The sequence below is a fragment of the Streptomyces sp. NBC_01465 genome (genome assembly GCF_036227325.1).
Classification (GTDB): domain Bacteria; phylum Actinomycetota; class Actinomycetes; order Streptomycetales; family Streptomycetaceae; genus Streptomyces.
Window position 1 is genome coordinate 822,559 of sequence record NZ_CP109467.1, and the last position, 25,298, is coordinate 847,856.

Here is a 25,298-nt window from a genome sequence, read left to right on the forward strand (position 1 = left end):
CGCGACCAGGAGTGGTCGCGGCTCACGGCGTTCCCCGCGTGGCAGCTCAGTGGGTCTCGGGACCAGCCAGGTGGCGGGCGATGACCATCCGCTGGATCTGATTGGTTCCTTCGACGATCTGCAGGACCTTGGCCTCGCGCATGTACCGCTCGACGGGGAAGTCCACGGTGTACCCGTAGCCCCCGAGCACCTGGACCGCGTCGACGGTGACCTGCATCGCCATGTCCGTGCAGAAGAGCTTGGCCATGGCGGCCTGCCGGGAGAAGGGCCGCCCGGCGTCGCGCAGCCGCGCGGCGGAGAGATAGAGCGCCCGGCCCGCCTCGATGCGGGTGGCCATGTCGGCGAGCATGAAGCGCAGCCCCTGGAAGTCCGCGATGGGGCGGCCGAACTGCTGCCGTCCCGTGGCGTACGCGACCGCCTCGTCCAGGGCCGCCTGGGCGACCCCGACGGCGCAGGCGGCGATGCCGAGACGGCCGGAGTCGAGCGCGGAGAGCGCGATGGCGAAGCCCTGGCCCTCCTCGCCGATCCGGCGGGCGTCGGAGACCAGTACGCCGTCGAAGTTCAGCTGGGCGGTGGGCGAACCCTTCATGCCCATCTTCTTCTCGGGTGCGGCGGCGTTCAGCCCCTCGGCGTCCCCGGGGACCAGGAACGCCGTGATGCCGCGGGCGCCTTCGCCGCCGGTCCTGGCCAGGACGGTGTAGAAGTCGGCGACTCCGCCGTGGGTGATCCAGGCCTTGGTGCCGGTGATCACCCAGTCGTCGCCGTCGCGCACGGCCTTCGTCCGCAGGGACGCCGCATCCGACCCCGAGGAGGGCTCGGAGAGGCAGTACGCGCCGAGCAGTCCGCCGCCGAGCATGGCGGGAAGGTGCGCGGTCTGCTGCTCCTTGGTGCCGTAGCCGGACAGGGCGTGGCAGGCGAGGGAGTGGACGCTGACGCCGAGGCCGATGGTAAGCCGGGCCGCGGCGAGCTCTTCGAGGACCTGGAGATAGACCTCGTACGGCTGGTCGCCGCCGCCGAATTCACTGTCGTACGGAAGCCCGAGCAGTCCGGACTCGGAGAGCAGGGTGAAAATCTCGCGCGGGAAGTGCCCGGCATCCTCCTCGGCGGAGGCTCCGGGCGCGATCTCGCGCTGGACCATGTCGCGTACGAGCGCGATGAGGTCCCGGGACTCCTCGGTGGGCAACTGCCGGTCCACCAACTGCGGGGCGCGGTCGGGCATGGCGACGCTCTCCTCCCTGTCGGGCGCTGCGGCGCACGCGCGGCCAGGGTGTGGCGGCGCCGCCGGGTCTTGGCCTGCAGCCGATGCTGCCCTCCCGGATCGCGGAAGAGGCTGACCAGCGGCTGTGGCGGGTCGAGTATGCCCGATCGGCGGACTTCCGTCACGGGTGGAAATTGGTCCGAACCATTGACCTCACTGGTCTAGTCCTTCTACCGTTCACCCCGAGCGCCTTGCGCGTTCATGTCAAACAAAGGTCAACGGCACCATCCCCCCACGCTCCCCTCCCCCACGAGGTGACACGATGCTCGGACCACACCGTTCCCGCGCCCGCTTCAGGGCGCTCATCGCCGCAGCCTGTACGGGCGTGCTCGGCGCGACGCTGCTCTTCGGGGCCGGCAGCGCCTCGGCCGGTGAAGAAACCACCCCACAGACGACCGCGCAGACAGCCGCCGCAGGCAGCAAGGTCGTCGGATACTTCGCCGACTGGGACGTCTACCAGCGCAATTACCACGTCAAGAACATCGAGACGTCGGGCTCGGCCGCCAAGCTCACGCACATCAACTACGCCTTCGGGAACGTCACCGGCGGCAAGTGCGCCATCGGCGACGCCTACGCCGACTACCAGAAGACGTACGACGCCTCCAGCAGCGTCGACGGCACGGCCGACACCTGGGACCAGCCGGTCGCGGGCAACTTCAACCAGCTCCGCGAGCTCAAGAAGCTGCACCCCGGACTCAAGGTGATCTGGTCCTTCGGCGGCTGGACCTGGTCCGGCGGCTTCGGCCAGGCCGCCCAGGACCCGGCCGGTTTCGCCCAGTCCTGCTACGACCTGGTCGAGGACCCCCGCTGGGCCGATGTCTTCGACGGCATCGACATCGACTGGGAGTACCCCAACGCCTGCGGGCTCTCCTGCGACACCAGCGGCCCGGCCGCCCTCAAGAACGTGCTCTCCGCGCTGCGTTCGAAGTTCGGCTCGTCGAACCTGGTCACCGCGGCCATCACCGCGGACGCCTCGGACGGCGGCAAGATGGAGGCGGCCGACTACGCGGGCGCAGCCCAGTACGTCGACTGGTACAACCCGATGACGTACGACTTCTTCGGCGCCTGGGACGCCCAGGGCCCCACCGCCCCGCACTCCCCGCTCACCTCGTACACCGGCATCCCCAAGGCCGGCTTCAACACCGACGCGGCGATCACCAAGCTCAAGTCGCTCGGCGTCCCGTCGGAGAAGCTGCTCCTCGGCATCGGTTTCTACGGCCGCGGCTGGACCGGAGTGACGCAGGACGCTCCGGGTGGTACGGCGACCGGGCCCGCCCCGGGGACGTACGAGCAGGGCATCGAGGACTACAAGGTGCTGAAGTCCAGCTGCCCGGCGACGGGCACGGTCGCCGGGACCGCGTACGCCAAGTGCGGTTCCAACTGGTGGAGTTACGACACCCCGGCCACCATCGCGGGGAAGATGAGCTACAAGAACCAGCAGGGTCTCGGCGGGACCTTCCTCTGGGAGCTCAGCGGTGACACGTCCAACGGCGAACTGATCAAGTCCGTCAACTGACGTCGGCCGCAACACACTTGGGGTGGGGAGCCCGGCGGCTCCCCACCCCTCGCGCTATGTTCCGGCCGGCGGCGGAGAGGGGCACTCCGGCACGAACTCCCCGATCGTGTCGAGGGTCTTGCGCAGCATCCGCACCAGCAGCTCGCGGATCGTGTCCCGCTCCAGCTCCTGATGGCTCAGCCAGTCGAGCGTCACGCTCTCGACGGTGTTCAGCCAGCCGCGCAGCGCGAGCCGGGCGAGCAGCGGGACCTCCCGGCGGCCGTACGCACCCATGGCGATGGTGGCGATCAGCTCCTCGCGCACCGCGTCCCGGATCGCGAGCACCTGGGTGTCGAAGCCGACTCCGCCGGTGACGATCGTGCGGTAGGCCGCCTGGTGGTTCTGGGCGTAGAGCAGATAGCCGTCGATGGTGCGGTGCGTGCGCTCGGCGCGCGGCAGGTCCGCGTGGCTGGCCGCGCGGACGACCAGCTCGGCGACCGAGTCCTCGACGATGGCCAGGTAGTAACCGCGTTTGCTCTTGAAGTAGTAGTAGATCAACCCCTTCGCGACATTCGCGTGCTTGGCGATGTCGTCCATGGAGAGCGCGTCGTACGACGTGTCGGCGAACAACTTCCGCCCGGTTGCGATGAGTTCGGCGCGACGAACCTGGGATCGTTCGGTCGTTCCGCGCTGTTGACTATTATTCAAATTCAGCCCTAGTCTCCCACTGCCTCAGGATTCCCGCAGTATGGCAGACGTACGGGAGGACCAAGTGAGCGCAGCCGAGCGGCCGTTGACCGAGGGCCGTACATCGTGGAAGAAGACCGCTGTCGTCGCCGTCCCCGCGATCCTCGCGGTCGGCATCATGGCGTCCGTCATGGCCCAGGGCGCGCTCGCCGCGTCCTTCGCCGTCTCGGGCACCAGCTTTCAGGTCTCGTCGGGGAAACTCACCAGTACGGGGCTCTCGTCGTACGTACAGACCGACCGCGCCGTCGACGGCAAGGGCCACCCGGTGGCCCTGCTCGGCATCGGCAACGCCAGGCTCTCCGACATCTGTCAGGCCGCCGAGGTCAAAACCCCGGTGGGAACCGTGGTGTTCAAGTTGACGGCGGGCGGTGACGCGGGCGAGGTCACGGCCAGCAGTCTCGTCATCGACGGCGAGGACCTGGTCGGCGACGCCCACTTCGGCACGGCGCAGATCGGCCGGGACGCCTCCACTCTCGACGCGGTGCCGGGCATCAAGGGCGAGGCCGGCAAGTTCGGCCTGCAGGCCGGGGACATCGAGGTCGACGGCGTGAAGTCGCACGCCTGGTCGGCCACCGGCGGGAACTTCCATCTGAAGGGGCTCAAGGTCGATGTGAGCCTCAACGGCAAGAAGTGCTTCTGACCATGGGGTGGCTGGACGATCGTCTGCCCCTGCCCGACGTCAGACACGAGGTGCGGGCCTGGCGCCGCACCCGGCCCTTCTGGGCCGGTCTGCTCCTGATCCTCGGCGGCCTGGAACTGCTGCTGGTCCCGCTCTCGCCACTGACCATCCTGGTCAGCCTGGGGCTCGGCGGGATCGCGGCCATCGGCATCGGACTCGCGCTGATGGTCGCGGGGGCCTTCCTGTGGTTCCTGCCGCACACCCGTCACTACGTGTCCATCAACGCCCTGATCCTGTCCGTGCTCTCCTTCGCCGCGACCAATCTCGGCGGCTTCCTGGTCGGCATGGGGCTCGGCATCGCGGGCAGTGCGATGGGCTTCTCGTGGAATCCCGTACGGAAGGAGGAACCGCTGCCGGACCGGGGCCGAAGCCGTACGCTCGCCGCCGCACTGCCCGTCGTGCTGCTCGCGGCGCTCGGGCAACCGGGCGAGCAGGCGCCCGCGCCCGGCCCGGTGACGGTCCCGCGCAACACCCCGACCATCACGACCACACTCTTCGCCCCGGACGGCTTCCTGATCGCGGGCGTACGGGAAGTGCCGAGCGCGGGCGGCCCGATCAAGGTCATGGTGCTGAAGATGAGGTCCGCCTCGCTCACCGACTACCGCCTCACCACGCACGACGGCGGGAACGAGCTGAGCCTGGGCGCCGACACCCTGGATCTGAGCGGCGACGTGACGCTCTACCTCACCAAGTTCAGCGGCTGCATCGAGGGCGTCATCTGTCTCACCTTCACCCCGGACGGACTGCCCGTGCCGCCCGTCGTGCCGCCCTTCGTCTTCCTCACGGACGTCAGCGCCGACCAGGCCCTGGTCACCTCCGATTCGATCACCACCACCGGTCTGACGCTGGGGGCGACATGATCCAGATCCAGGCCGCGCTCTTCTGGGCGTACGCGATCGGCGCGACCTTCGCCCTGTCCGCGGGGCGCCAACTCCAGTGGTGGGAACGGTCGGTGCACGGCGAGGGGGTGCGGACACGAAGCCGGGCAGCCAACCCCTATCTGGCGCTGACCCTGCTCTTCGCCGCGGTGCTGATGGTGCCGACCGGGCTCTTCCTGCTCTGGCAGAACCCGTCCTGGGCGACGATGCACGTGGCGCGCGGGCACGACGGGATCTGGGCCGGGTTCGTGCTCTTCTACGCGGGCGGGATCGTGGTCGGCGCCCTGCTCGGCTTCCTGGCGGCGCAGGCGCTGGTGCTCGTGGGCGCCGGGTACTGGGCGTATCTCCAGTGCGTGGGCGGGTACTTCCTGCTCTTCGGCACGCTGATCCACGGCTGGGACGGCAACGGCTACCGGCGGATGCTGACCACGAATTCGGCCGCGTACAAGGACTGGCCGAAGGACAGCGTGGTCAACCACGTCCTGGACTTCCTGACCTCCGGGACCTTCCTCGCCCTGCTGGTCCTGGGCGCGGCGGTGATCGGGACGATGCTGCTGACCGAGATCGGCTGGCTGGTCGAGGGGTGGAAGCTGCCCGGCGCGGACGAGGACCGCAAGGTGCCGCGGGTCGTCGCGGTCGCGATCGCCGGGGCGGGTGTGCACGGACTGCCGTTCGTCGGGGCGCTCGGCGCGAGCGTGCTCATGCACCTGCTGGGCGGCCCGCTGGGTTTGGCGCTCTTCGCCGTACTGGCCGGCTTCGCACTGCTCGCGCGCCGCAGTCCGGTGCGCTGGCTCTACGGACTGGTGGGCGTCCCAGCCCGGCACTGGAAGGCCGGGCTCGACGACCCGGTGCTCACATCAGGCCGGTCTGGGTGACGAGCATCGCGAGGACCACGACGAAGGTCCAGCCTGCGATGTGCTCGACGATCTTGTTGGTGTTCCTGGGGCCGCCGGTGCGGGCGCGGGCGGACTTGATGGCGGTGGCAGTCATGCTGTCCACAGTGCCAGGGGATGCGGCCCCCGAGGTAGAGACGTTGGTCACTGCGCTCGGGGGCCGAACCGCCGGTCAGTGGATGCCGACCGCCGCGAGAGCCCGCTTCTGGGCGGGCGTCGGGTGGGCGGGCCAGTAGAGGTAGCAGACGCCGCCTGTGCCGGAGGACACACCGCCGGAGGCGTTGTACCGCTTGGTACGCAACCAGATGTTCTCCCACTCCGCCCGCTTGTAGACGTGGCGGACCGCGTCGTCGTTCGGGGAGGCCGGGTCGTTGGCGATCACGTCGCCGTCGGCGGTGAAGCCGATGACCGTCATCAGGTGGCCGGACGTCCCGTACCCGGCACCGGTCAGCTCCGTCTTCAGGAACGACTGGGACGTTATGGCCGGGATGCCGGCGCGGATCAGCGTCTCCAGGTCGTTCAGCGAGGAGAGGCGGGTGACGACGGAGCTCATGTCCTTGTACGTCGCCGCGTAGGCCGCGTTGAAGGGCCAGTTGCCGCAGCCCTCGTACTGGTAGTCGTAGGTAAAGCGCGCCGCGTGGTCGACCTCGGGGTCGGCGTACGTCGGGTCCACCCAGGCCAGGTCGGCGGCGGTCGGGCCGCGCCCCCAGTACTTGATGATCATCGCGGAGGAGGTGGGGCTGCACCAGGCCTCGCCGCCGTTGTCGTACTCCGGGTACTGGCCGGCGTGCACGTTCTGCGAGAAGCGCGGAACGGCCAGCTCCTTCGCCAGGCCCGGTGTCGACGCGGGCACGGTGAAGCGGTCCGGGACGTCGGAGGCCATCGCGCCGAGCCGCCACACGGTGGGCGTGAGCCGGGTGCCGGGGGTGCGGTGGAGCGTGAGGCGCAGCCGGTACGAGTCCAGGCGCAGCCCGGTCGAGGCGTCGTCGATGGCGAAGGTGTCGGTCCAGATGGAGCTCTTGCCGTCGCTCTGGTCGTCCACCGAAGTGCGCTTGATGTCGCCGTCGCCCGCCGCCCAGCGGCCCATCACGTACCAGGGCGTCGTGGTCTTGTCGGAGTACGTGCCCTGCAGCTCGATCTGGATCCAGGTGCCGGCCGGGGCGTGTGCGTTCCAGGAGGCGATGACCTCGGTGGCCGGGACGTGCGAGCGGTGGACGGGCGAGGTCCAGGTCGCGTACTCCCAGGTGGAGGTCTTCTGGGTGTGCGGGTCGGTGTAGTCGGTGCGGCCCGCCGGCGCGCCGATGACCAGGCCGGGGCGGCGGCCGGCGACGGCGTGCGTGCCGCGGCCCGCGCCGCAGCGCCAGTCGGTGTACGAGGTCCAGGCCTGGTTGTCCACCAGTGCGGGCTGCCCGCTGTCGGGGCGGCCGGGGCGGGCGGCGGGGGTGGCGGCCGAAGCGGGAGCGGCGGACCCGGCGGCGGTGGCCGCGGCTGCCGCGAGTGCGGCGGCGAGGACGGTTCTGCGGGACGTGGAGCTGGTCACGGTGGTGGACCCCCAGTCGGATACGGATGGGGCAGCAGGAGCTGAACAGTGGGCCAACTATCGCGGGTCCCGGCCGACTTCTGCCAGTGATTCGGGCCGCGTCCTGTGACCAATATTGGTGTGGACCACTGGCGTGACCTGCGGTGCACCAGCCGCCTCACTAGGGTGATCACCATGGAAGACCTCGCTCGTCTGGCCGCTTCGGTCACCGCTCTGCCCGCCTCCTGCGGACCGGTCAGGCTCGTCGCCGTCGACGGCCACGCGGGCTCGGGCAAGAGCACGTTCGCCGAGCGCCTCGCGGAGGCCCTCGGCGGTGCGCCCGTGCTGCACCTCGACGACGTCGCCACCCACCAGGAGCTGTTCACCTGGACGGACCGGCTGCTGGAAACGGTGATCGGTCCGCTGGCCCGGGGCGCGGCCGCACGGTACGCACCGTACGACTGGACGCTCCGCGCCTTCCGCGGCGAGCGCGTCCTGGAGCCCGCGCCGGTCGTGCTGATCGAGGGCGTGGGGGCGGGGCGCCGGGCCCTGCGGCCCTTTGTGGCACAGCTGTTGTGGATGGATCTGGGCGCCGAGGAGTCCTGGGCACGGGGCCGGCGCCGGGACGGTCCCGCGCAGGCGGAGTTCTGGGACGGCTGGACCGCGGCGGAGGTACGACATTTCTCGGCCGACCCCTCGAAGCCCTTCGCGGACCTTCTGGTGCGGCAGTGCCGTACGGGATACGAGTGGCGCCAGCCACCTTCCGTGGCAGCCTGAATACACCGATCCCTCACGGAGCGTGACAACCCCCTCGCACCGTGCTGGAGCGGTCGTGGACGGCCGCGCACAGTGCCCCAACTCCGCTTGACCCGGGGCCCGTACAGGTCTTACGTTCTCAATGTGCGGCTTTTCGAAGCCGCCGCAGACGCGAAGCCCCCGGTTGTTCCCCCGTGATCGGGGGCTTCGTTCTGCCCCCGACCCGTGTTTTCCGGGCGCTGCACGCCTCCGAACGCTCACCCTCGGTCACGGTCCGCCGACGTGGACGCGCGTCGACAACTCCCCCGCAGCCCTTCGGTAGTTGCACCCTGCGCAGGTACGATGCCCTTCGGGCGGCACCGGCCAGCGGGCCGGTCCGCACAGTACGGGGGCACGGTCTGTGGGGGACGTGATGGACTTCGGCATGCAGGGCACGGGGGCCCCGGCCGATCTCGCCTGGCTGCGTGGTGTGGACGCCTACACGATGGGCGCATATCCGCAGGCCGAGGAGGAGTTCAGGGCGGCGGTGCGGCTCGACCCGGGAATGGCGGACGGCTGGCTCGGACTGCACGCGCTGCGTGTGGACACCACCACCGCGCTGCTGCGGATGCACCGCCACCGGGACCGCTTCGGCGAACAGCGCACCCGGCACCGGCGCACGCTCAACTCCTGGTACTGGCTGGGCTGGTGGGTGCAGCCGGTCCTGGAGAGCCCGCGCGACCTCTTACTCGCGCACGCCTCGCACTGGCTGGACGGACGCCATGTCCCGGAGCTGGACCGGGCGTTGGCGGGTCTGCCGCCGGTGGACACGGATCCGCAGGTCCGCTTCCTGCACGCCTGCCGCGCCTATCTCGCCAAGGACTGGGAGCGCCTCGTACGGCACACCGAGTCGCTGGTCGACGATCCGCTCCTCGGCATCGAGGCGGGCCTCTTCGGCGGGATGGCACGGGTCCGCCTGGAGATGTACGGACAGGCCGAGCCGCTGCTTGCCGCCTCCCTGATGCGCTGCCGCAGCGAGCAGCCGCAGCGCAAGGAGCTCCGCTACTGGCTCGCCCGCGCCCACGAGGGCACCGGCCGCAGCGCCGCCGCCCTCCCCCTCTACCGGGCCGTGCACCGGGTGGACCCGGCGTTCATGGACACCTCGGCCCGGCTCGCGGCGATCACCGAGTCCGACGGGGCCGACGGCTACGACGACTCCGCGGACTTCGCCGCCGTGTCGCTCACCGGACTCGGCCAGGACGTCCGCGACGGCGATTCGCTCTACGAGAGCGACCAGCCGGAGGGCAGGGAACTCCGGTTCGGCGCCGACCCGCTCGCCACCACCTCCGGGCTGCCCCCCGATTCCGTACGCCACAAGGTGTCCGTCCCCGCCCAGCCGGAGGAACCCGATCTGCCGCCGGGACCGACGGATCCGGTGCTGCTCGCCGAGGCGATAGACGAACTGGAGCGGATGGTCGGCCTGGAGCCGGTGAAACGCCAGGTCAAGGCGCTCTCCGCGCAACTCAACATGGCGCGGCTGCGCGCCGGACAGGGCCTCCCGGTCCAGCCGCCGAAACGTCACTTTGTTTTCTCCGGCCCCTCGGGGACGGGGAAGACGACGGTGGCCCGGATCCTCGGGCGGGTCTTCTACGCGCTCGGGCTGCTCGGCGGCGACCATCTGGTGGAGGCCCAACGGGCGGACCTGGTGGGCGAGTTCCTCGGGCAGACCGCGGTCAAGGCGAACGAGCTGATCGACTCGGCGCTGGGCGGGGTGCTCTTCGTCGACGAGGCGTACTCACTGTCCAACTCGGGGTACAGCAAGGGCGATGCGTACGGCGACGAGGCACTGCAGGTGCTGCTGAAGCGCGCCGAGGACAACCGGGACCACCTGGTAGTCATCCTGGCCGGCTACCCGGAGGGCATGGACCGGCTCCTCGCCACCAACCCCGGGCTGTCGTCGCGCTTCACGACCCGGGTCGACTTCCCGTCGTACCGGCCGCTGGAGCTCACCTCGATCGGAGAGGTGCTGGCCGCGGAGAACGGTGACGTGTGGGACGAGGAGGCGCTGGACGAGCTGCGCTCGATCAGCGGGCATGTGGTCGACCAGGGGTGGATCGACGAGCTGGGGAACGGGCGGTTCCTGCGGACGCTGTACGAGAAGAGCTGCGCCTACCGGGACTTGAGGCTGTCGGGGTATGCGGGGACGCCGACCCGGGATGACCTGTCGACGCTTCGGCTGCCGGATCTCATGCAGGCGTACGGGGAGGTCTTGTCCGGGCGGGGGCCGGTCGGTCGGGGGCAACAGGAGCCTCCGCCGCTGTAGACCCGCTGGTCGTGTGCGCCGGTCGGGCTCCAAGCCCGGCCGGCGCACACGAACTAGCCCGCCAGGACCTGTTCCGGGCGGCCGCTGCGGGGGTCTCCGACCCTCGTCACCGGCGCCGCGTCACGGTGGGACGGGTCGCGTACCTCTCCCACCAGCATTTCCAGTACGTCCTCCATCGCGACCAGGCCCAGCACCTTGCCCGAGCCGTCCGCGACCTGCGCCAGGTGCGTCGCCGCACGGCGCATCACCGTCAGGGCGTCGTCCAGGGGGAGTTCGGCCCGGAGCGTCGCCATCGGGCGCCAGACGTGCTGGGGGACGGCCCGTTCCCGCTCCTCCAGGTCCAGGACGTCCTTGACGTGCAGATAGCCCATGAACGCACCGCTGTCCGCACACACCGGGAAGCGCGAGTAGCCGGTCCGTACGGTCAGCTCCTCCAATTGCCGCGGTGTGACGGAGGGGTCGACCGTGATCAGGTCGGCGCGGGCGATCAGGACGTCGGTGACCGGGCGGCTGCCCAGTTCCAGGGCGTCCTCGAGCCGTTCCTGCGCCTCCGAGTCCAGCAGGCCCGCCTGTCCGGAGTCCTCGACGAGCCGGTTGAGCTGCTCGCTGGTGAAGACCGCCTCGACCTCGTCCTTGGGCTCCACGCGGAAGAGCTTCAGGATCACCCGGGCGCAGGCGCCCAGCGCGACCGTCACCGGACGGCAGATCCGGGCGAAGCCGACCAGGCCGGGGCTGAGCCACAGAGCGGTCTTCTCCGGGGCGGCCATGGCGAGGTTCTTCGGGACCATCTCGCCGATGACCAGATGCAGGGAGACGACCACCGCGAGCGCGATGACGTAGCCGAGGGGGTGGATCAGCCCCTCCGGAAGGTGTGCCGCTTCGAAGAGCGGCTCCAGCAGGTGGGCGACCGTCGGCTCGGCGACCGCGCCCAGCGTCAGGGAGCACATCGTGATGCCGAACTGGGCTGCCGCCATCATCTGCGGCAGGTTCTCCAGACCGTGCAGCACCTGGCGCGCCCGCGTCGATCCTTCGGCCGCGAGGGGTTCGACCTGGCTGCGGCGTACGGAGACGAGCGCGAACTCGGCGCCGACGAAGAAGCCGTTGGCCAGCACCAGCAGGACGGCGAAGAGGAGTTGGAGCAGGCTCATCGCACGGCCTCCGTGAGCGCGGGTACGTCGGCGGTGCGGACGAGCCGGACCCGTTCGGCCCGGTAGCGGTCGACCTGGCGGACCAGGAGCTTCCAGCCGGGGAGTTCGGCCCGGTCGCCGGGGGCGGGGATGCGGCCGAGGAGGTCGGCGACGAGTCCGGCGACGGTCTCGTACGGGCCCTCGGGCACTTCCAGCCCTATGCGGCGCAGGGTCAGGACCCGGCAGCTGCCGTCCGCGTCCCAGGCGGGGAAGCCGTCCTCGGCGGGGGCGACCGGGGCCAGTTCGGGCCGTTCGTCGCCCGCGTCGTCGTGCTCGTCGCGCACCTCGCCGACGAGCTCCTCGATGATGTCCTCCAGGGTGACGACCCCGGCGGTGCCGCCGTACTCGTCGACGACGACGGCGATCGGCTGCTCGCTGCGCAGCCGCTCCAGGAGCTGCTGCACGGGGAGCGTCTCGGGCACCAGGAGCGGGGGGACGGCGATCAGTGCGGCCGGGGTCCGCTGCCGGTCGTGCGGCGGCACGGCGAGGGCGTCCTTGAGGTGGACCATGCCGACGACCTCGTCGATGCGCTCCCGGTAGACGGGGAAGCGCGAAAGGCCGGTGGCCCGCGTGAGGTTGAGGACGTCGGCGGCGGTCGCGGAGACCTGCAGGGCGCTGACCTTCACCCGGGGGGTCATGACGTGCTGGGCGGTGAGCCCGGCGAGCGACAGAGTCCGTACGAAAAGGTCCGCCGTGTCCTGTTCCAGGGTGCCGGCCTGCGCCGAGTGCCGGGCCAGGGAGACGAGTTCACCGGGGGTGCGGGCCGAGGCCAGCTCGTCGGTGGGCTCGACGCCCAGGGCGCGTACGAGACGGTTGGCGACCGTGTTGAGCAGTGCGATCACCGGCCGGAAGGCGGCGGAGAAGGCGTGCTGCGGGCCGGCCACGAAACGGGCGACCTGGAGCGGTTTGGAGACCGCCCAGTTCTTCGGTACGAGTTCGCCGATCACCATCTGCACCGCCGAGGCGAGCAGCATCCCGAGGACGACCGAGACGCCGGGGACGGCGCCCTTCGGCAGGCCGGTGGCGGTGATCGGACCCGTGAGCAGCTGGGCGAGCGCCGGCTCGGCGAGCATGCCGACCACCAGGGAGGTGATGGTGATGCCGAGCTGGGTGCCGGAGAGCTGGAAGGAGAGTTCCCGCAGGGCCTTGACGACCGTGCGGGCCCGCCGGTCGCCGTCGGCGGCGGCGCGTTCGGCGTCCGGCCGCTCCACGGTGACGAGGCCGAACTCGGCCGCGACGAAGAATCCGTTGGCGAGGATCAGGAGGAAGGCTGCTCCGAGGAGCAGGAGGGGGATGGTCATGCCGCCGCCTCCGGGGAAGGGGCGGCGCAGGTACTACCGGACGATCCGTCCATTGCTGGAGGGATTCACTCCTCAAGTCGCAGGGGTGACCCCGCGGACCACGGGGGTCACTCTGGTGCGGGGCGGGGCGCATTGGCGCCGCCGTACACCAGAGTAATCAAGAAGAGGACGGGTCGGGCAGGGGCTCAGGCGTTCTCGGTGTGTGTGCCGTGCGATTCCGCCAGGGCGCGCAGCGTACGGGCGTCCCTGATCGCCTGGGCCTTGCCGATGCCGGGCTGAATACCGAGGGCGGGGAGGCTGGTGCCGTCGCTGAGGTCGAGGAAGACCCACGCGTCGCCGGGGCGCAGATTGACCCGGAGGATCTGCGCCCAGGCGAGCTGCCTGCGCGAGGTGAGGTTGACGACCGTGACGCCGGACTCGTCCGCGACGACCTTGGGGCGGCTGAGCAGGGCCAGTACGCCGAAGAAGACCAGCGCGGTGAAGATGAAGCTGACCTTGGAGCCCGGGGTGAGGGACTCCAGCATCAGCGAGATCACCGTGATGACGGCGAACATGACCGCGCCCACGCTCAGCAGCACGACCCGGGTACGGGTCGGCCTGAAAGTGACCGGCAGGGCGGGGAGTTCAGCGGCAGACATGGATGCTCGGTCCCTCAGAGGCGGCAGGCGTGGATGGCGGTGGTGAGGATGGCGCGTGCGCCCAGCTCGTAGAGGTCGTCCATGATCCGCTGAGCCTCCTTGGCCGCGACCATGGAGCGGACGGCGACCCAGCCCTCGTGGTGGAGGGGGGAGATCGTCGGCGACTCCAGGCCCGGGGTGAGGGCGACGGCCTGCTCCAGGTGCTCGACCCGGCAGTCGTAGTCCATCATCACGTACGACCGTGCCACCAGGACGCCCTGGAGGCGGCGCAGGAACTGCTGCACCTTCGGCTCGTCCGCGTCGGCGCCGGAGCGGCGGATGACCGCCGCCTCCGACTTCATGATCGGGTCGCCGAAGACCTCGAGCCCGGCGTTGCGCAGTGAGGTGCCGGTCTCGACGACGTCGGCGATGACCTGGGCGACACCCAGCTCGATCGCCGTTTCGACGGCGCCGTCGAGGTGCACGATCGAGGCGTCGACGCCGTGCTCGGCGAGGTGCTTGGCGACGATGCCCTCGTACGAGGTGGCGATCGTCTTGCCCGCCAGGTCGCCGATGCCGGAGACCGTGCCGGGCTTGGCGGCGAACCGGAAGGTGGAACGGGCGAAGCCGAGCGGCAGGATGACCTCGGCGCCGACGCCGGAATCGATCAGCAGGTCCTCGCCGGTGATGCCGATGTCGAGCTTGCCCGAGGACACGTAGATCGCGATGTCCTTGGGGCGCAGGTAGAAGAACTCGACCTCGTTGGCGGGGTCGACGAGGACGAGCTCCTTGGACTCCTTGCGCTGCTGGTAGCCGGCCTCATGGAGCATCGCCATCGCAGGTCCTGAGAGGGAGCCCTTGTTGGGGACGGCGATGCGCAGCATGGGTCGACTTCCTTGTGTGCGGAGGGAGTTGGGGTGTGCGGGGAGCGGGGTGCTCAGAGGTGGGCGTAGACGTCGTCGAGCGAGATCCCGCGGGCGACCATCATCACCTGGACGTGGTACAGCAGCTGCGAGATCTCCTCGGCGGCGGCTTCCTTGCCCTCGTACTCGGCGGCCATCCAGACTTCGGCGGCCTCCTCGACGACCTTCTTGCCGATGGCATGGACACCCTTGCCCACCAGTTCCGCGGTGCGGGAGGTGGCCGGGTCGCCGTTCTCGGCCTTGAGCTGGAGCTCGGTGAAGAGCTCTTCGAAGCTCTTTGAGGGTTTGTTCGCCATGATGGTCCTAAGAGTACGGGGTGCGGCCCTGCCACTCAGCGCCAGGGTTCGCTGACCGTGCGCAGCGTGGTGGCGGTGGCGACGGCGGCGGTGACCGCTTCGTGGCCCTTGTCCTCGTTCGATCCGGGCAGTCCGGAGCGGTCCAGCGCCTGCTCCTCGTTGTCGCAGGTGAGTACGCCGAAGCCGACCGGGACCCCGGTGTCCACGGTGACCTGGGTGAGGCCGAGGGTGACGCCCTGGGACACGTACTCGAAGTGCGGGGTGCCGCCCCGGATGATGACCCCGAGGGCCACGATCGCGTCGTAACCGCGGCCGGCGAGGACCTTCGCGACGACGGGGAGCTCGAAGCTGCCCGGCACGCGCAGGAGCGTCGGCTCGTCGATGCCCAGCTCGCTGAGTGCGCGCAGGGCGCCGTCGACGAGGCCGTCCATGATCTTCTCGTGCCACTGGGCCGCGATGACGGCCACGCGCAGGTCGCCGCAGTTCTTCACGGTGAGTTCGGGTGCGCCCTTGCCACTCATGTCTCTGTCTCTCCCTGTGCTTTCCGGCTTGCTGGTGTTACTGGTTGCCGCAGGCAGACGTCTTGTCCAGCCACGGCAGGTCGTGTCCCATCCGGTCCCGCTTGGTCTGCAGGTACCGGAGGTTGTGCTCGCCCGCCTTGACGGGCATCGGCTCGCGGCCGGTGACCTCGAGGCCGTGGCGGACGAGCGCCTCGGTCTTGTCGGGGTTGTTGGTCATCAGCCGCAGGCTGCGTACGCCGAGGTCTTCGAGGATCTGCGCCCCGGCCGCGTAGTCGCGGGCGTCCGCGGGCAGGCCGAGTTCGAGGTTGGCGTCCAGGGTGTCGCGGCCGCGCTCCTGGAGTTCGTAGGCGCGCAGCTTGGAGAGCAGTCCGATGCCGCGTCCCTCGTGACCGCGGAGGTAGACGACCACGCCGCGGCCCTGCTCGGTGATACGGGCCATGGAGGCCTCCAGCTGGGGGCCGCAGTCGCAGCGCTGCGACTGGAAGATGTCCCCGGTCAGGCACTCGGAGTGGACCCGGACCAGGACGTCGTCGCCGTCGCCGATCTCGCCGTGGACCAGGGCGACGTGCTCGACGCCGTCGACCGTGGAGCGGTAGCCGTACGCCGTGAAGTCGCCGAAGGCGGTGGGGAGATGGACCGTCGCCTCGCGGCGGACGGTCGGCTCGGCGGAGGTGCGGTAGGCGATCAGGTCCTCGATGGAGATGATCGTCAGCCCGTGCTTGCGGGCGAACGGGACGAGCTCGGGCAGGCGCAGCATCACGCCGTCCTCGCCCGCGATCTCGACGATCGCACCGGCGGGACGCAGCCCCGCGAGGCGGGCCAGGTCGACGGCGGCCTCGGTGTGTCCGTTGCGTACGAGGACACCGCCCGGCTTGGCGCGCAGCGGGAAGATGTGGCCGGGGCGTACGAAGTCACCCGCCTCCGCCTCCCCGCCCGCGAGGAGCCGCAGGGTGGTGGCGCGGTCGGCCGCGGAGATTCCGGTGGTGACGCCGTGCGCGCCGCTCGCGTCGACGGAGACCGTGAAGGCGGTCCGCATCGACTCGGTGTTGTGCGCGACCATCTGCGGGAGTTCGAGCCGCTCCAGCTCGTCCCCCTCCATGGGGGCGCAGATCAGCCCGCGGCACTCGCTCATCATGAACGCGATGATCTCGGGCGTCGCCTTCTCGGCGGCGATGACGAGGTCGCCCTCGTTCTCGCGGTCCTCGTCGTCGACGACCACGACCGGGCGGCCGGCCGCGATGTCGCGGATGGCCTGCTCGACGGGGTCGAGGGCGAGGTCCTCGGCGTTGTCGGTGGAGTACCAGGTGGGCTGCGCAGTCATGCTGCTGCTCCTTCCAGGGCGGGCTCGCTCTTCGCACTCGTACGGGAGCGGAGCCACCAGTCGCGCATGCCCCAGAGGACGAGCGCGCCGTAGACGACGTAGATGAGGCCGGAGAAGGCGAGGCCGCTGTGGAAGTTGAGCGGGACGCCGACCAGGTCGACGAGCAGCCAGGCGAACCAGAACTCGACGAGGCCGCGGGCCTGGGCGACCATCGCGACGACCGTGCCGACGAAAATGTACGCGTCCGCCCACGGGCTCCAGGAGAGCGAGGGGAAGGCGGTGAACAGGCCGCCGACGGCGAGGGTGCCGACCGCCGCGCCGAGCACGAGCAGTCCGCGCTCGCCCCAGCCTGCGAACCGTACGGCGATGGAGCCGTCCTGGGCCTGCTGCTTGCCGCCGCTCCAGCGCTGCCAGCCCCAGACGGCGACGGCGATGACGACGACCTGCTTGCCGACGCCGCCCGCCTGGTGCACCGAGAGGTTGGCGGCGACCAGGATCAGTCCGGACAGGAACTGGGCGGGCCAGGTCCATATGGAACGCCGCCAGCCGAGCGCGAGTGCGATCAGGCCGATGGTGTTGCCGATCATGTCGGACCAGATGATGTGCTGGTCGAGGACGGTGAAGGCCTCGGTGTTGAGCCAGCTGACGGCGCTCACTGTGCATTCCCCCTGGTGCTGCTGTCCGCGCCGAGCAGCCGCTCGACGTACTTGGCGAGTACGTCCACCTCGAGGTTGACGGGGTCGCCGGCCTGCTTGATGCCGAGCGTCGTCAGCGCGAGGGTGGTCGGGATGAGGCTGATGGTGAAGTAGTCGTCACCCGCGTCGACGACGGTAAGGCTCACACCGTCAACGGTGATCGAGCCCTTCTCGACGACGTAACGAGAGAGCTCCGCGGGGAGCGAGATCTTGACGATCTCCCAGTTCTCGGAGGGCTTGCGGTCGACGATCGTGCCGGTCCCGTCGACATGACCCTGGACGAGGTGTCCGCCGAGGCGGCCGCCGAGCGCCATCGGGCGCTCCAGGTTGACGCGGGAGCCGACGGTCAGCGCGCCGAGGCTGGAGCGCTTCAGCGTCTCGTCCATCACGTCGGCCGTGAACTGGCCGTCCCCGAAGTCGACGACGGTCAGACAGACGCCGTTGACGGCGATCGAGTCGCCGTGCTTGGCGTCCTCGGTGACGACGGGGCCGCGGAGGCTGAAGCGGGAGGCGTCGCCGAGGTTCTCGACGGCGGTGACCTCACCCAGTTCTTCGACGATTCCGGTGAACACGGCGCTCAGCGCTCCTTCTTGGCGTTCGGCGTGGCAGTGATACGAAGATCGGTTCCGATGCGGACGGTCTCGGTGACGTCGAGACGCAACGCTTCGGTGATGGTGGTGATTCCGGCATCGGCGAGGGCGGCGGGGCCCGCACCGAGGAGGACGGGGGCGAGATAGGCGACGACCCGGTCGACGGCGCCGGCGGCGACGAAGGCTCCGGCGAGGGTCGGCCCGCCTTCGAGGAGTACGTGGCGCACGCCGCGCTCGTGCAGGGCGGCGAGCAGGGCGGGGATGTCGAGTCCGGCGCCGCTGCGCGGGAGCCGTACGACGTCCGGGAGTTGAGTCTGTACGTCCTCGGCGACCGCGATCAGCGTGGGCGCGGCACCGTCGAGGATCCGGGCGCCGGGCCGGACGGCGGCGGCGTTGGTGTCGACGACGACGCGCAGCGGCTGGGTGGCGCCCTCGATGCCGCGTACGGCGAGGTGCGGGTCGTCCGCCCGTGCTGTACCGGAGCCGACGACGACCGCGTCCGCCTCGGCGCGCAGCCGGTGGACGTCGGCGCGGGACTCGGCGGAGGAGATCCAGCGGCTGGTGGAGTCGGCGGCGGCGATGCGGCCGTCGAGGGTCGCGGCGTACTTCCAGGTGACGTACGGGCGGCCGAGGCGCAGGGAGGTCAGCCAGACGGTGTTGCCTTCGGCGGCCTCCGCCGTGAGGACCCCGGTCTCGGCCTTGATCCCGGCCGCGCGCAGGGTGTCGGCGCCGCCGGTGGCCTGCGGGTTCGGGTCGGCGACCGCGTAGACGACGCGGGAGACTCCGGCGTCGATGAGCGCCTGGGCGCAGGGACCCGTACGGCCGGTGTGGTTGCAGGGCTCCAGGGTGACGTACGCGGTGCCGCCGCGGGCCTTGTCGCCTGCTGCGGCGAGCGCGTGGATCTCGGCGTGCGGGCCGCCTGCGCGCTGGTGGAAGCCTTCGCCCACGTGTCCGCCCGAGGCGTCCGTGATGACGCACCCGACGACCGGGTTGGGGCTGGTGGAGCCGAGTCCGCGTGCGGCGAGCTCGATCGCCCGCCACATGGCGTCAGTGTCGGCTGCGGTGGCCACCGGGTCCTCCTGCCTCATAGGGCACGGACTCCGGGGCCTGTCGATGACGACAGAGAGCGGGAACGCATACGGGGGCGCCGAGGCCGAAGAAACGGAGCGCCCGGGAATCCAAGGATCCGAACGGTCACGCATCAACACCGGCGTACCGAAACACGGCCCGCCGCGCACTGCCTCCCATCCGGACTTTCACCGTCGGTCCAGGAGTTTCACCTGGTCAACCGGCCGCTGGATGCGGACGGGTCGCGGACTATAACCGCCGGTTCGGAATTACACCGACCCCGGAGTGCGCTGCTGCTGGTACGCAACCAGTGTGCCACGCCTGATCGGCGGCCATACGAGGAGGCGGTTGTGGGCTGACTCACAGCGGGTTCGAGGTTCACTTTCGTTCATCCGCCGAAGAGGTCGTCCTGGGCCGCGTCGCGTGCGATGAGCAGGGCGCCGCTGAGCACGGCACCGCCGCCGAGCGCGCCCGGCCGTACCTGCGTGCGGAGCGGGGTGAGGCCCGCGGTGCGCTTCTCGACCCGGGCGGCGAGATCCTCCCCGCCCGCATGGCCGATCTCGCCGCCGAGCACCACGAATCCGGGGTCGAGCACGGCCGCGACGGCGGCGACTCCGAGCGCGACACGGGCGGCGAGCGCGTCGAGGAACGCCGCGCCGCGCTCCCCCGCCGGCGCACGCACGGCTTCCTCCACCGGTACGTCGATGCCGTGCTCGGCGGCGAGACGGGTGATGGCGCCGAGGTTCACCAGGGAGTCGAAGCCGCCTTCGCAGTCGGTGGCCGAGGGCAGTCCTGCCGTGCCCGGCACGGGCAGGAAGCCGATCTCGCCCGCGCCGCCGGAGGCCCCGCGGCGCAGTTTCCCGTCGAGGACGACGGCCGCGCCGACGCCCTGGCCCAGCCAGAGGAAGGCGAAGGTGTCGTGGTCGCGGGCGGCGCCGAGGCGCTGTTCGGCGACGGCGGCGAGGTTGGTCTCGTTCTCGACGAGGACGGTGGCCGGGAGCCGTTCGTTGAGGGCGCCGACCAGCCGGCCGTGCCAGGCGGGCAGCCCTGCGGAATCACGGAGTTCACCGGTGGCCGGATCGATCAGGCCGGGGGCTCCGATGCCGACGCTGTGCAGCCGGGCCGCACCGGCCTCGCGGGCGGTGCGCTCCAGGAGAGCCGCGGCCTGCTCGACGGCCGGTTCGGTCCCGGTGTCGCGGCCGATGGGCAGGGAGGCCTCGGCGAGGGTGGTGCCGAGAAGGTCCGAGACGACCACGGCGACGCTCTGGGTCCGTACGTCGAGGGCGGCCAGATGGGCGAGACCGGCCACGATTCCGTACAGGCGCGCATTGGGTCCGCGCCGTTCCGCGCCCGCCTCGCCGACGACCTCGATCAGCCCGGATCCCTGCAGCCGGTCGACGAGATCGGCGACGGTCGGCCGGGAGAGTCCGGTGAGTGTCTTCAGCTGCCCTGCCGTCAGAGGCCCTTGCCGCTGCAGGAAGTCCAGGGCGAGCCGGTCGTTGATGGCCCGGGCGGTACTCGGAGATGCGGGCATGGCCGGGATCCTTCCAGAACTATTTATCAGGCAGGGTTCCTGATAGTTCTGATAGCTTAGCGGCCGCACGATGGGACACAGATGCTCGGGGAGGGCACATGGCCAGTGAAGTGGTCTTCGGACAGAGGCAGTTGAAGCGGTCGCGGTACGCCGTGGCCGCCGTGTTCTGCGTACACGGCGCCGTCACAGGAAGCTTCGCCACCCGCGTCCCCTGGATCCAGGACCACGTGGGCATCAGCGCGGGCCAGCTCGGCCTCGCGCTCGCGCTCCCCGCCATCGGCTCCTCCCTGCTGATGCCGCTCGCGGCCGGGATCACCCACCGGCTCGGCGCGCGCAATGCCCTGCGCGTACTCATATCCATGTGGACGCTCGCCCTGACACTGCCGGCGCTCGCCCCGAACATGCTCACCCTCTGCGCGGCGCTCTTCATCTACGGAGCCTCGGCAGGGATGTCGGACGTCGCGATGAACGCGCTGGGCGTCGAGACGGAGAACCGCCTCGGCCGCTCGATCATGTCGAGCCTGCACGGAATGTGGAGCGCCGGCGCCCTCATCGGCTCCGCGGGCGGCACCCTGGCCGCGCATCTGGGCGGCGACGCACGGCTGCACCACTGCATCGCCGCGGTCGTCCTGACCGCGCTGGGGCTGTTCTTCTGCCAGGGCGTACTGGATCTGCACAGCACCCCCGAGGACGAGGCGCCGCCGCGCTTCGCGCTGCCGCCCAAGTCGGCGCTGATCATCGGCGCGATCGGCTTCTGCGCGGTCTTCGCCGAGGGGGCCAGCCTGGACTGGTCGGCGGTCTACCTGCGGGACGTCCTGGACACCTCGGCGGGCGCGGCCGCCGCATCGACCACCGCCTTCACTCTGACCATGGCGGTGGCACGGCTCGCCGGGGACAAGGTCGTGGACCGGTTCGGCGCGGTACGAACGGTGCGCGCGGGCGGGGTGCTGGCGACCATCGGCGGGGTGCTGGTCGTCGTGGCGCCGAACCCGGTGGTGGCGATGGGCGGGTTCGCCCTGGTCGGTCTCGGCGTCGCGGTCGTCGTACCGCTGGCGTTCGCGGCGGCCGGGCGTACGGGAAGCAACCCGAGCCAGGCCATCGCGGGCGTCGCCACCATCACGTACACCTCGGGGCTGATCGCGCCGTCGGCGATCGGCGGGATCGCGAACGCGACCTCGCTGGTGGTGTCCTTCGGGCTGGTGACGGTGCTGGCCTTCGGCCTGGTCGTGGGCGCGAACGTACTGCGGAACGCGGGCGCCCGGAATCAGTCGCCGGAGAAGATCAGCCCTGCGGACGCAGCAGCTCCAGGCCCAAGGTCCTGAGCAGGTCGCTCCAGGGCGTGGGGCGCAGCGTGGCCGCGTCCAGGCGGACCAGGACGCGGGTGCCGTGGGCGTACGTCAGCGCGCCGTCCGGGGAGCAGAAGCGGAAGCCGTACGTCAGGCCGGTGTTGCCGAGGCGCTCCAGCCAGAGGTGGACGGCGTACTCGCCGGTGCGGTTGACCGGCGCCTCGTAGCTGATGCGCAGTTCCTTGACGGCGTTGCAGAAGTCCCCGGCCGCGTCCCAGTCGCCCTCGAAGCGCAGGCCGCGCTCCTCCCAGTACGCGGTCCAGGCGCGCTCGACCATCAGCGGGTAGCGGGCGTTGTGCAGCAGACCGAGCGCGTCGAGGTCGTCGAAGTGGACGGAGACGGGGACGAGTGCTCCGTACTGGAGGACGGGCGGGGCTTCGACGGTGGTCACGGGTGGGGCTCCTGAGCTGCGGTGATGAGAAACGCTCCCATCGTATGCGGCTGCTCGGGAGCCCCTCCGGTCAGGCCGGATCAGCCCGCGATCGAGTCGAGCTGCTCGGCCGCCGGGCGCAGCGCCCACAGGTCGCCGTTGGGCGGGGTCTGCAGCTTCGGCACGGCGGCCTTCGCCTTCGCGTCACCCGCGTCGGCGGCCGCGTGCACGATGTCGCTCGCCGCGTACCGGTAGAACTCCAGCTCCGGATGCGGCCAGGCGGCCTCGCCGGTCGCGGCGGGCAGCAGATAGTCGACGGCCTTGAACAGGCTCTGGCCCTGCGGCCCTTGGTAGGCCCAGAGGTTCACACCGACCTGCTTGCCGATGGCCGCGAGGCGTGTGTACGCGACGAGGTCGAAGGTGGAGTAGTGCCAGCTGCGGGTGCGCGCGAGCTCCTGGGGCTGGCTTCCGTCTCCGGCTATCTGCGGGTCGATCAGCTTGGCGCGGGCGTCGAGGACCTTGATGCGGGCCAGGTCCTTGTTGCCGGTGGCGAGCGCGAGGCCGGCGATCTGCATGTCGGCGAAGGTGCCGTGGTTGTTGGCGGCGGCCGACTCCTGCTTGCCGAAGTCGGAGTCGACCAGCCAGTCCAGGAAGCTCTTGTTCCAGCTGCTCATCCCCGCGCGGTCGCTCTTGGACCAGCCCGGCGCCCCGGTGTCGAGGATGGCGATGGCGTCCAAAACTGACGTGAACTGCTGAGAGAAGTCGATGATCCCGATCGCCCTGCCGTCGTACTTGCAGGGGATGAACTGCCCGTGGTTCAGGTTGGGGTTCATCCGGGTCGCGGGGTCGACGAACCAGGTCCGCAGGATCTTCGCCGCCTGTTCGGCGTAGGCCTTCTTGCCGGTGTAGTACCAGGCGAGGGAGAGCGTGGTCGTGGAGTTGAAGACCTTGCCGATGTCGGGGCGGTCGGTGCCGGTGTCCACCTCGGGGTTGCGCACGCCGTCGCGCTGGACGTACGGGCAGCCCCAGGGGTTGTCGGCCGTCTTGGGCTGGGAGGGCCACCAGTACGGGGCCTGGCTGAGGTAGTCGTGGACGTCGCCGCCGGGGGCCGGCTTGGGCTTGTCGACGACGGTCCACGGGCCCTGGCCGAGCCATGAATCCGCCTGCGCGGTCAGGGACTTGACCGCCGTGCGCAGCGCCGGGTCGCCGTGCGCGAGGCGGGCGCGGGCCTGTTCGAGCCGCTTGCCGTCGATGACGGGGGTACGGGGTGCCGACGGGCCCTTGTGGTGCGGGGCCGCCTCGGCGGAGGACGCGGTCGGTACGAGTACGGCGGCGATGGCTGCCACAGCGGCGATCAGGGCGTGCAGACGCCGGCGAGGTCGACCTCTCACAGAACGCTCCCAACATGTATGTGAACGCAGTTCATGGACGAGACCGTGCGAGCGTAGGGCCACCCGCTTCGCCTGACAATGCTCCGCACACGATTCACGGAGATGAGTGGACCTGCTTATTCCGGATTAACATTGCGCTGATCTTTTCCGCCCGGAGAACAGACAGAACGAACGGGAGCAACCATGGGCCTCGGCGTGCGCTGGACCTTGCACGGCGACGGGAAGAACCCCGCTCCCGGAGCCGTCGTCCGACCCGACGAGCGCCTCTCCTGGCCGCGTACCGCCGGACTCGGCGCCCAGCATGTGGTGGCGATGTTCGGGGCGTCCTTCGTGGCGCCCGTACTGATGGGGCTCGACCCCAACCTCGCGATCATGATGTCCGGCGTCGCGACCATGATCTTCCTGCTCGCCACCCGCGGCCGGGTCCCCAGCTACCTCGGCTGCTCGCTCTCCTTCGTCGGCGTGGCCGCGGCGATCCGGGCCACCGGGGGCTCGAGCGCGACCGTCACCGGCGCGATCTTCGTCGTCGGCGCCGTGCTGTTCCTCGCGGGCCTGGCGGTGCACCACTTCGGCGCCCGGATCATCCACGCGGCGATGCCCCCGGTGGTGACCGGCGCGGTCGTCATGCTGATCGGCTTCAACCTGGCGCCGGTGACGGCTTCGACGTACTGGCCGCAGGACCAGTGGACGGCGCTCCTGGTGATGCTGTTCACCGGTCTGGCCGTGGTCTGTCTGCGCGGTTTCTTCTCCCGCATCGCGATCTTCCTCGGGCTGCTCTTCGGCTACGGGATCTCCTGGGTCTTCGACCGGGTCTTCGGGAAGATCCACGCGATGTCGGGCTCGGGCGAGGTCACCGACCACTGGCGCCTGGACCTCTCGGCGGTCGGCAAGGCCGACTGGATCGGGCTGCCGTCCTTCCACGCCCCGAGCTTCGAGTGGTCCGCGATCCTGGTCGCCCTCCCGGTCGTGATCGCCCTGATCGCCGAGAACGCCGGCCATGTGAAGGCCGTCGGCGAGATGACCGGCGACAGCCTGGACGACAAGCTGGGCACCGCGATCGCGGCCGACGGTGTCGCCTCCATGCTCTCCACGGGCGTCGGCGGCCCGCCGAACACCACGTACTCGGAGAACATCGGCGTGATGGCGGCGACCCGCGTCTACTCCACCGCCGCCTACTGGGCCGCCGCCTGCTTCGCCCTGCTCTTCGGCCTCTGCCCCAAGTTCGGCGCGATCGTCGCCGCGATCCCGGGCGGTGTCCTCGGCGGCATCACCGTCATCCTGTACGGAATGATCGGCCTGCTCGGCGCCCAGATCTGGATCAACTCCAAGGTGGACATGCGCAACCCGCTGAACCTGGTGCCTGCCGCGGCGGGCATCATCATCGGCGTCGGCGGCGTCAACCTCGACATCACCGACAACTTCCAGCTGGGCGGCATCGCGCTCGGCACGATCGTCGTCATCACCGGCTACCACGTGCTGCGCGCCTTCGCCCCGGCCCACCTCAAGCAGCAGGAGCCGCTGCTCGACTCGGGCACGTCCTCGTACGAGAAGGGCGGGACGGACAGCGGTCAGCCGCCCGCCGGCGCGTAGAGGCGGCGGCACCGATGCCGT

The 25,298-nt window shown here is 70.4% G+C and carries 25 protein-coding genes and 1 riboswitch; of the genes, 8 read left to right on the forward strand and 17 right to left on the reverse strand.

Features of this window, described 5'->3' with window-relative positions; genetic code table 11:
* Positions 1-46: 46 nt before the first annotated feature.
* Complete coding sequence (locus OG707_RS03595) at positions 47-1,219, reverse strand: acyl-CoA dehydrogenase family protein (protein WP_329114237.1); 1,173 nt, start codon at positions 1,217-1,219, stop codon at positions 47-49.
* 301 nt (positions 1,220-1,520) lie between these two features.
* Between OG707_RS03595 and OG707_RS03600 the strand changes: the two genes are divergently transcribed.
* Positions 1,521-2,774 (forward strand): glycoside hydrolase family 18 protein, encoded by a 1,254-nt coding sequence (locus OG707_RS03600; protein ID WP_329114239.1) that lies wholly within the window; start codon positions 1,521-1,523, stop codon positions 2,772-2,774.
* Positions 2,775-2,828: 54 nt separating this feature from the next.
* Here the strand turns inward: OG707_RS03600 and OG707_RS03605 are convergent, their stop codons facing one another.
* Positions 2,829-3,461, reverse strand: a complete 633-nt coding sequence (locus OG707_RS03605; protein WP_329114240.1) for a TetR/AcrR family transcriptional regulator — start codon at positions 3,459-3,461, stop codon at positions 2,829-2,831.
* Positions 3,462-3,501: 40 nt separating this feature from the next.
* Between OG707_RS03605 and OG707_RS03610 the strand changes: the two genes are divergently transcribed.
* Genes OG707_RS03610 through OG707_RS03620 form a run of 3 tightly spaced genes read left to right on the forward strand, consistent with a single transcriptional unit; the run spans position 3,502 to position 5,932 of the window.
* A complete protein-coding gene (locus OG707_RS03610; protein WP_329114242.1) occupies positions 3,502-4,140 on the forward strand; it encodes a DUF6230 family protein in 639 nt (212 codons plus the stop codon).
* Positions 4,141-4,142: 2 nt separating this feature from the next.
* Positions 4,143-5,039: a DUF6114 domain-containing protein gene (locus tag OG707_RS03615; RefSeq protein ID WP_329114244.1), complete on the forward strand. Its 897-nt coding sequence runs from the start codon at positions 4,143-4,145 to the stop codon at positions 5,037-5,039.
* Positions 5,036-5,932, forward strand: coding sequence for a hypothetical protein (locus OG707_RS03620; protein WP_329114246.1), 897 nt, complete (start codon positions 5,036-5,038; stop codon positions 5,930-5,932). The genes OG707_RS03615 and OG707_RS03620 overlap by 4 nt, the downstream gene beginning before the upstream one ends.
* Here OG707_RS03620 and OG707_RS03625 read toward each other — a convergent pair.
* Both OG707_RS03625 and OG707_RS03630 read right to left on the reverse strand, forming a co-directional pair.
* Positions 5,910-6,047, reverse strand: a complete 138-nt coding sequence (locus OG707_RS03625) for an SCO1431 family membrane protein (RefSeq protein WP_329114249.1) — start codon at positions 6,045-6,047, stop codon at positions 5,910-5,912. The genes OG707_RS03620 and OG707_RS03625 overlap by 23 nt on opposite strands.
* A gap of 75 nt (positions 6,048-6,122) precedes the next feature.
* A complete protein-coding gene (locus OG707_RS03630; protein WP_329114251.1) occupies positions 6,123-7,490 on the reverse strand; it encodes a peptidase C39 family protein in 1,368 nt (455 codons plus the stop codon).
* A gap of 174 nt (positions 7,491-7,664) precedes the next feature.
* Here OG707_RS03630 and OG707_RS03635 point away from each other — a divergent pair, with 174 nt between their 5' ends.
* Positions 7,665-8,246 carry a uridine kinase family protein gene (locus OG707_RS03635; RefSeq protein ID WP_329114253.1) on the forward strand — a complete coding sequence of 194 codons (582 nt, stop codon included), beginning with the start codon at positions 7,665-7,667 and terminating at the stop codon, positions 8,244-8,246.
* 391 nt (positions 8,247-8,637) lie between these two features.
* A complete protein-coding gene (locus OG707_RS03640) occupies positions 8,638-10,527 on the forward strand; it encodes an AAA family ATPase (protein WP_329114254.1) in 1,890 nt (629 codons plus the stop codon).
* Positions 10,528-10,580: 53 nt separating this feature from the next.
* On the opposite strand, the gene OG707_RS03645 is transcribed toward OG707_RS03640, so the two are convergent.
* From OG707_RS03645 to OG707_RS03695, 11 genes are all read right to left on the reverse strand, one after another.
* Positions 10,581-11,675: a hemolysin family protein gene (locus OG707_RS03645; RefSeq protein WP_329114256.1), complete on the reverse strand. Its 1,095-nt coding sequence runs from the start codon at positions 11,673-11,675 to the stop codon at positions 10,581-10,583.
* Complete coding sequence (locus OG707_RS03650; protein ID WP_329114258.1) at positions 11,672-13,015, reverse strand: hemolysin family protein; 1,344 nt, start codon at positions 13,013-13,015, stop codon at positions 11,672-11,674. Before OG707_RS03650 ends, OG707_RS03645 begins: the two co-directional genes overlap by 4 nt.
* A gap of 185 nt (positions 13,016-13,200) precedes the next feature.
* Positions 13,201-13,653 (reverse strand): PH domain-containing protein, encoded by a 453-nt coding sequence (locus OG707_RS03655; RefSeq protein ID WP_329114260.1) that lies wholly within the window; start codon positions 13,651-13,653, stop codon positions 13,201-13,203.
* A 14-nt stretch (positions 13,654-13,667) separates the two neighbouring features.
* Positions 13,668-14,516 (reverse strand): ATP phosphoribosyltransferase, encoded by an 849-nt coding sequence (gene hisG / locus OG707_RS03660; protein ID WP_329114262.1) that lies wholly within the window; start codon positions 14,514-14,516, stop codon positions 13,668-13,670.
* Between the two features lie 53 nt (positions 14,517-14,569).
* Positions 14,570-14,851: a phosphoribosyl-ATP diphosphatase gene (locus OG707_RS03665; protein ID WP_329114264.1), complete on the reverse strand. Its 282-nt coding sequence runs from the start codon at positions 14,849-14,851 to the stop codon at positions 14,570-14,572.
* A 35-nt stretch (positions 14,852-14,886) separates the two neighbouring features.
* Positions 14,887-15,372: a 6,7-dimethyl-8-ribityllumazine synthase gene (gene ribH / locus OG707_RS03670; protein WP_329114266.1), complete on the reverse strand. Its 486-nt coding sequence runs from the start codon at positions 15,370-15,372 to the stop codon at positions 14,887-14,889.
* A gap of 37 nt (positions 15,373-15,409) precedes the next feature.
* The gene (locus tag OG707_RS03675; RefSeq protein WP_329114268.1) at positions 15,410-16,693 is read right to left on the reverse strand and encodes a bifunctional 3,4-dihydroxy-2-butanone-4-phosphate synthase/GTP cyclohydrolase II; all 1,284 of its coding nucleotides are present in this window, start codon (positions 16,691-16,693) and stop codon (positions 15,410-15,412) included.
* Positions 16,690-17,349, reverse strand: a complete 660-nt coding sequence (locus OG707_RS03680) for a nicotinamide mononucleotide transporter family protein (RefSeq protein WP_329114269.1) — start codon at positions 17,347-17,349, stop codon at positions 16,690-16,692. Before OG707_RS03680 ends, OG707_RS03675 begins: the two co-directional genes overlap by 4 nt.
* Entirely contained in the window at positions 17,346-17,960 is a 615-nt protein-coding gene (locus tag OG707_RS03685; RefSeq protein WP_329114271.1) for a riboflavin synthase, read from the reverse strand. The genes OG707_RS03680 and OG707_RS03685 overlap by 4 nt, the downstream gene beginning before the upstream one ends.
* Before the next feature lie 5 nt (positions 17,961-17,965).
* Positions 17,966-19,048, reverse strand: a complete 1,083-nt coding sequence (gene ribD, locus OG707_RS03690) for a bifunctional diaminohydroxyphosphoribosylaminopyrimidine deaminase/5-amino-6-(5-phosphoribosylamino)uracil reductase RibD (RefSeq protein WP_329114273.1) — start codon at positions 19,046-19,048, stop codon at positions 17,966-17,968.
* A 160-nt stretch (positions 19,049-19,208) separates the two neighbouring features.
* Positions 19,209-19,339: riboswitch (FMN riboswitch) on the reverse strand.
* 95 nt (positions 19,340-19,434) lie between these two features.
* Positions 19,435-20,580: an ROK family transcriptional regulator gene (locus OG707_RS03695; protein WP_329114275.1), complete on the reverse strand. Its 1,146-nt coding sequence runs from the start codon at positions 20,578-20,580 to the stop codon at positions 19,435-19,437.
* A 98-nt stretch (positions 20,581-20,678) separates the two neighbouring features.
* Here OG707_RS03695 and OG707_RS03700 point away from each other — a divergent pair, with 98 nt between their 5' ends.
* Positions 20,679-21,902 (forward strand): MFS transporter, encoded by a 1,224-nt coding sequence (locus OG707_RS03700; RefSeq protein WP_329114277.1) that lies wholly within the window; start codon positions 20,679-20,681, stop codon positions 21,900-21,902.
* Here OG707_RS03700 and OG707_RS03705 read toward each other — a convergent pair.
* On the reverse strand, positions 21,862-22,317 hold the full coding sequence (locus OG707_RS03705) for an acyl-CoA thioesterase (RefSeq protein WP_329114279.1): 456 nt from the start codon (positions 22,315-22,317) through the stop codon (positions 21,862-21,864). The genes OG707_RS03700 and OG707_RS03705 overlap by 41 nt on opposite strands.
* 80 nt (positions 22,318-22,397) lie before the next feature.
* Positions 22,398-23,687 carry an alginate lyase family protein gene (locus OG707_RS03710; protein WP_329114281.1) on the reverse strand — a complete coding sequence of 430 codons (1,290 nt, stop codon included), beginning with the start codon at positions 23,685-23,687 and terminating at the stop codon, positions 22,398-22,400.
* 183 nt (positions 23,688-23,870) lie between these two features.
* Between OG707_RS03710 and OG707_RS03715 the strand changes: the two genes are divergently transcribed.
* Positions 23,871-25,277, forward strand: coding sequence for a uracil-xanthine permease family protein (locus tag OG707_RS03715; RefSeq protein WP_329114283.1), 1,407 nt, complete (start codon positions 23,871-23,873; stop codon positions 25,275-25,277).
* The last annotated feature ends 21 nt before the right edge of the window (positions 25,278-25,298 follow it).

Excerpts from the sequence above, each read along its gene's own strand:
- OG707_RS03655 (WP_329114260.1), bottom strand. The coding sequence starts at position 13,653 with ATGTCTGCCGCTGAACTCCCCGCCCTGCCGGTCACTTTCAGGCCGACC.
- hisG (WP_329114262.1), bottom strand. The coding sequence starts at position 14,516 with ATGCTGCGCATCGCCGTCCCCAACAAGGGCTCCCTCTCAGGACCTGCG.
- OG707_RS03635 (WP_329114253.1), top strand. The coding sequence starts at position 7,665 with ATGGAAGACCTCGCTCGTCTGGCCGCTTCGGTCACCGCTCTGCCCGCC.
- OG707_RS03620 (WP_329114246.1), top strand. The coding sequence starts at position 5,036 with ATGATCCAGATCCAGGCCGCGCTCTTCTGGGCGTACGCGATCGGCGCG.
- OG707_RS03625 (WP_329114249.1), bottom strand. The coding sequence starts at position 6,047 with ATGACTGCCACCGCCATCAAGTCCGCCCGCGCCCGCACCGGCGGCCCC.
- OG707_RS03665 (WP_329114264.1), bottom strand. The coding sequence starts at position 14,851 with ATGGCGAACAAACCCTCAAAGAGCTTCGAAGAGCTCTTCACCGAGCTC.
- OG707_RS03615 (WP_329114244.1), top strand. The coding sequence starts at position 4,143 with ATGGGGTGGCTGGACGATCGTCTGCCCCTGCCCGACGTCAGACACGAG.
- ribH (WP_329114266.1), bottom strand. The coding sequence starts at position 15,372 with ATGAGTGGCAAGGGCGCACCCGAACTCACCGTGAAGAACTGCGGCGAC.
- OG707_RS03675 (WP_329114268.1), bottom strand. The coding sequence starts at position 16,693 with ATGACTGCGCAGCCCACCTGGTACTCCACCGACAACGCCGAGGACCTC.
- OG707_RS03650 (WP_329114258.1), bottom strand. The coding sequence starts at position 13,015 with ATGACCATCCCCCTCCTGCTCCTCGGAGCAGCCTTCCTCCTGATCCTC.
- OG707_RS03700 (WP_329114277.1), top strand. The coding sequence starts at position 20,679 with ATGGCCAGTGAAGTGGTCTTCGGACAGAGGCAGTTGAAGCGGTCGCGG.
- OG707_RS03715 (WP_329114283.1), top strand. The coding sequence starts at position 23,871 with ATGGGCCTCGGCGTGCGCTGGACCTTGCACGGCGACGGGAAGAACCCC.
- OG707_RS03600 (WP_329114239.1), top strand. The coding sequence starts at position 1,521 with ATGCTCGGACCACACCGTTCCCGCGCCCGCTTCAGGGCGCTCATCGCC.
- OG707_RS03645 (WP_329114256.1), bottom strand. The coding sequence starts at position 11,675 with ATGAGCCTGCTCCAACTCCTCTTCGCCGTCCTGCTGGTGCTGGCCAAC.
- OG707_RS03640 (WP_329114254.1), top strand. The coding sequence starts at position 8,638 with ATGGACTTCGGCATGCAGGGCACGGGGGCCCCGGCCGATCTCGCCTGG.
- OG707_RS03595 (WP_329114237.1), bottom strand. The coding sequence starts at position 1,219 with ATGCCCGACCGCGCCCCGCAGTTGGTGGACCGGCAGTTGCCCACCGAG.
- OG707_RS03610 (WP_329114242.1), top strand. The coding sequence starts at position 3,502 with ATGGCAGACGTACGGGAGGACCAAGTGAGCGCAGCCGAGCGGCCGTTG.
- OG707_RS03695 (WP_329114275.1), bottom strand. The coding sequence starts at position 20,580 with ATGCCCGCATCTCCGAGTACCGCCCGGGCCATCAACGACCGGCTCGCC.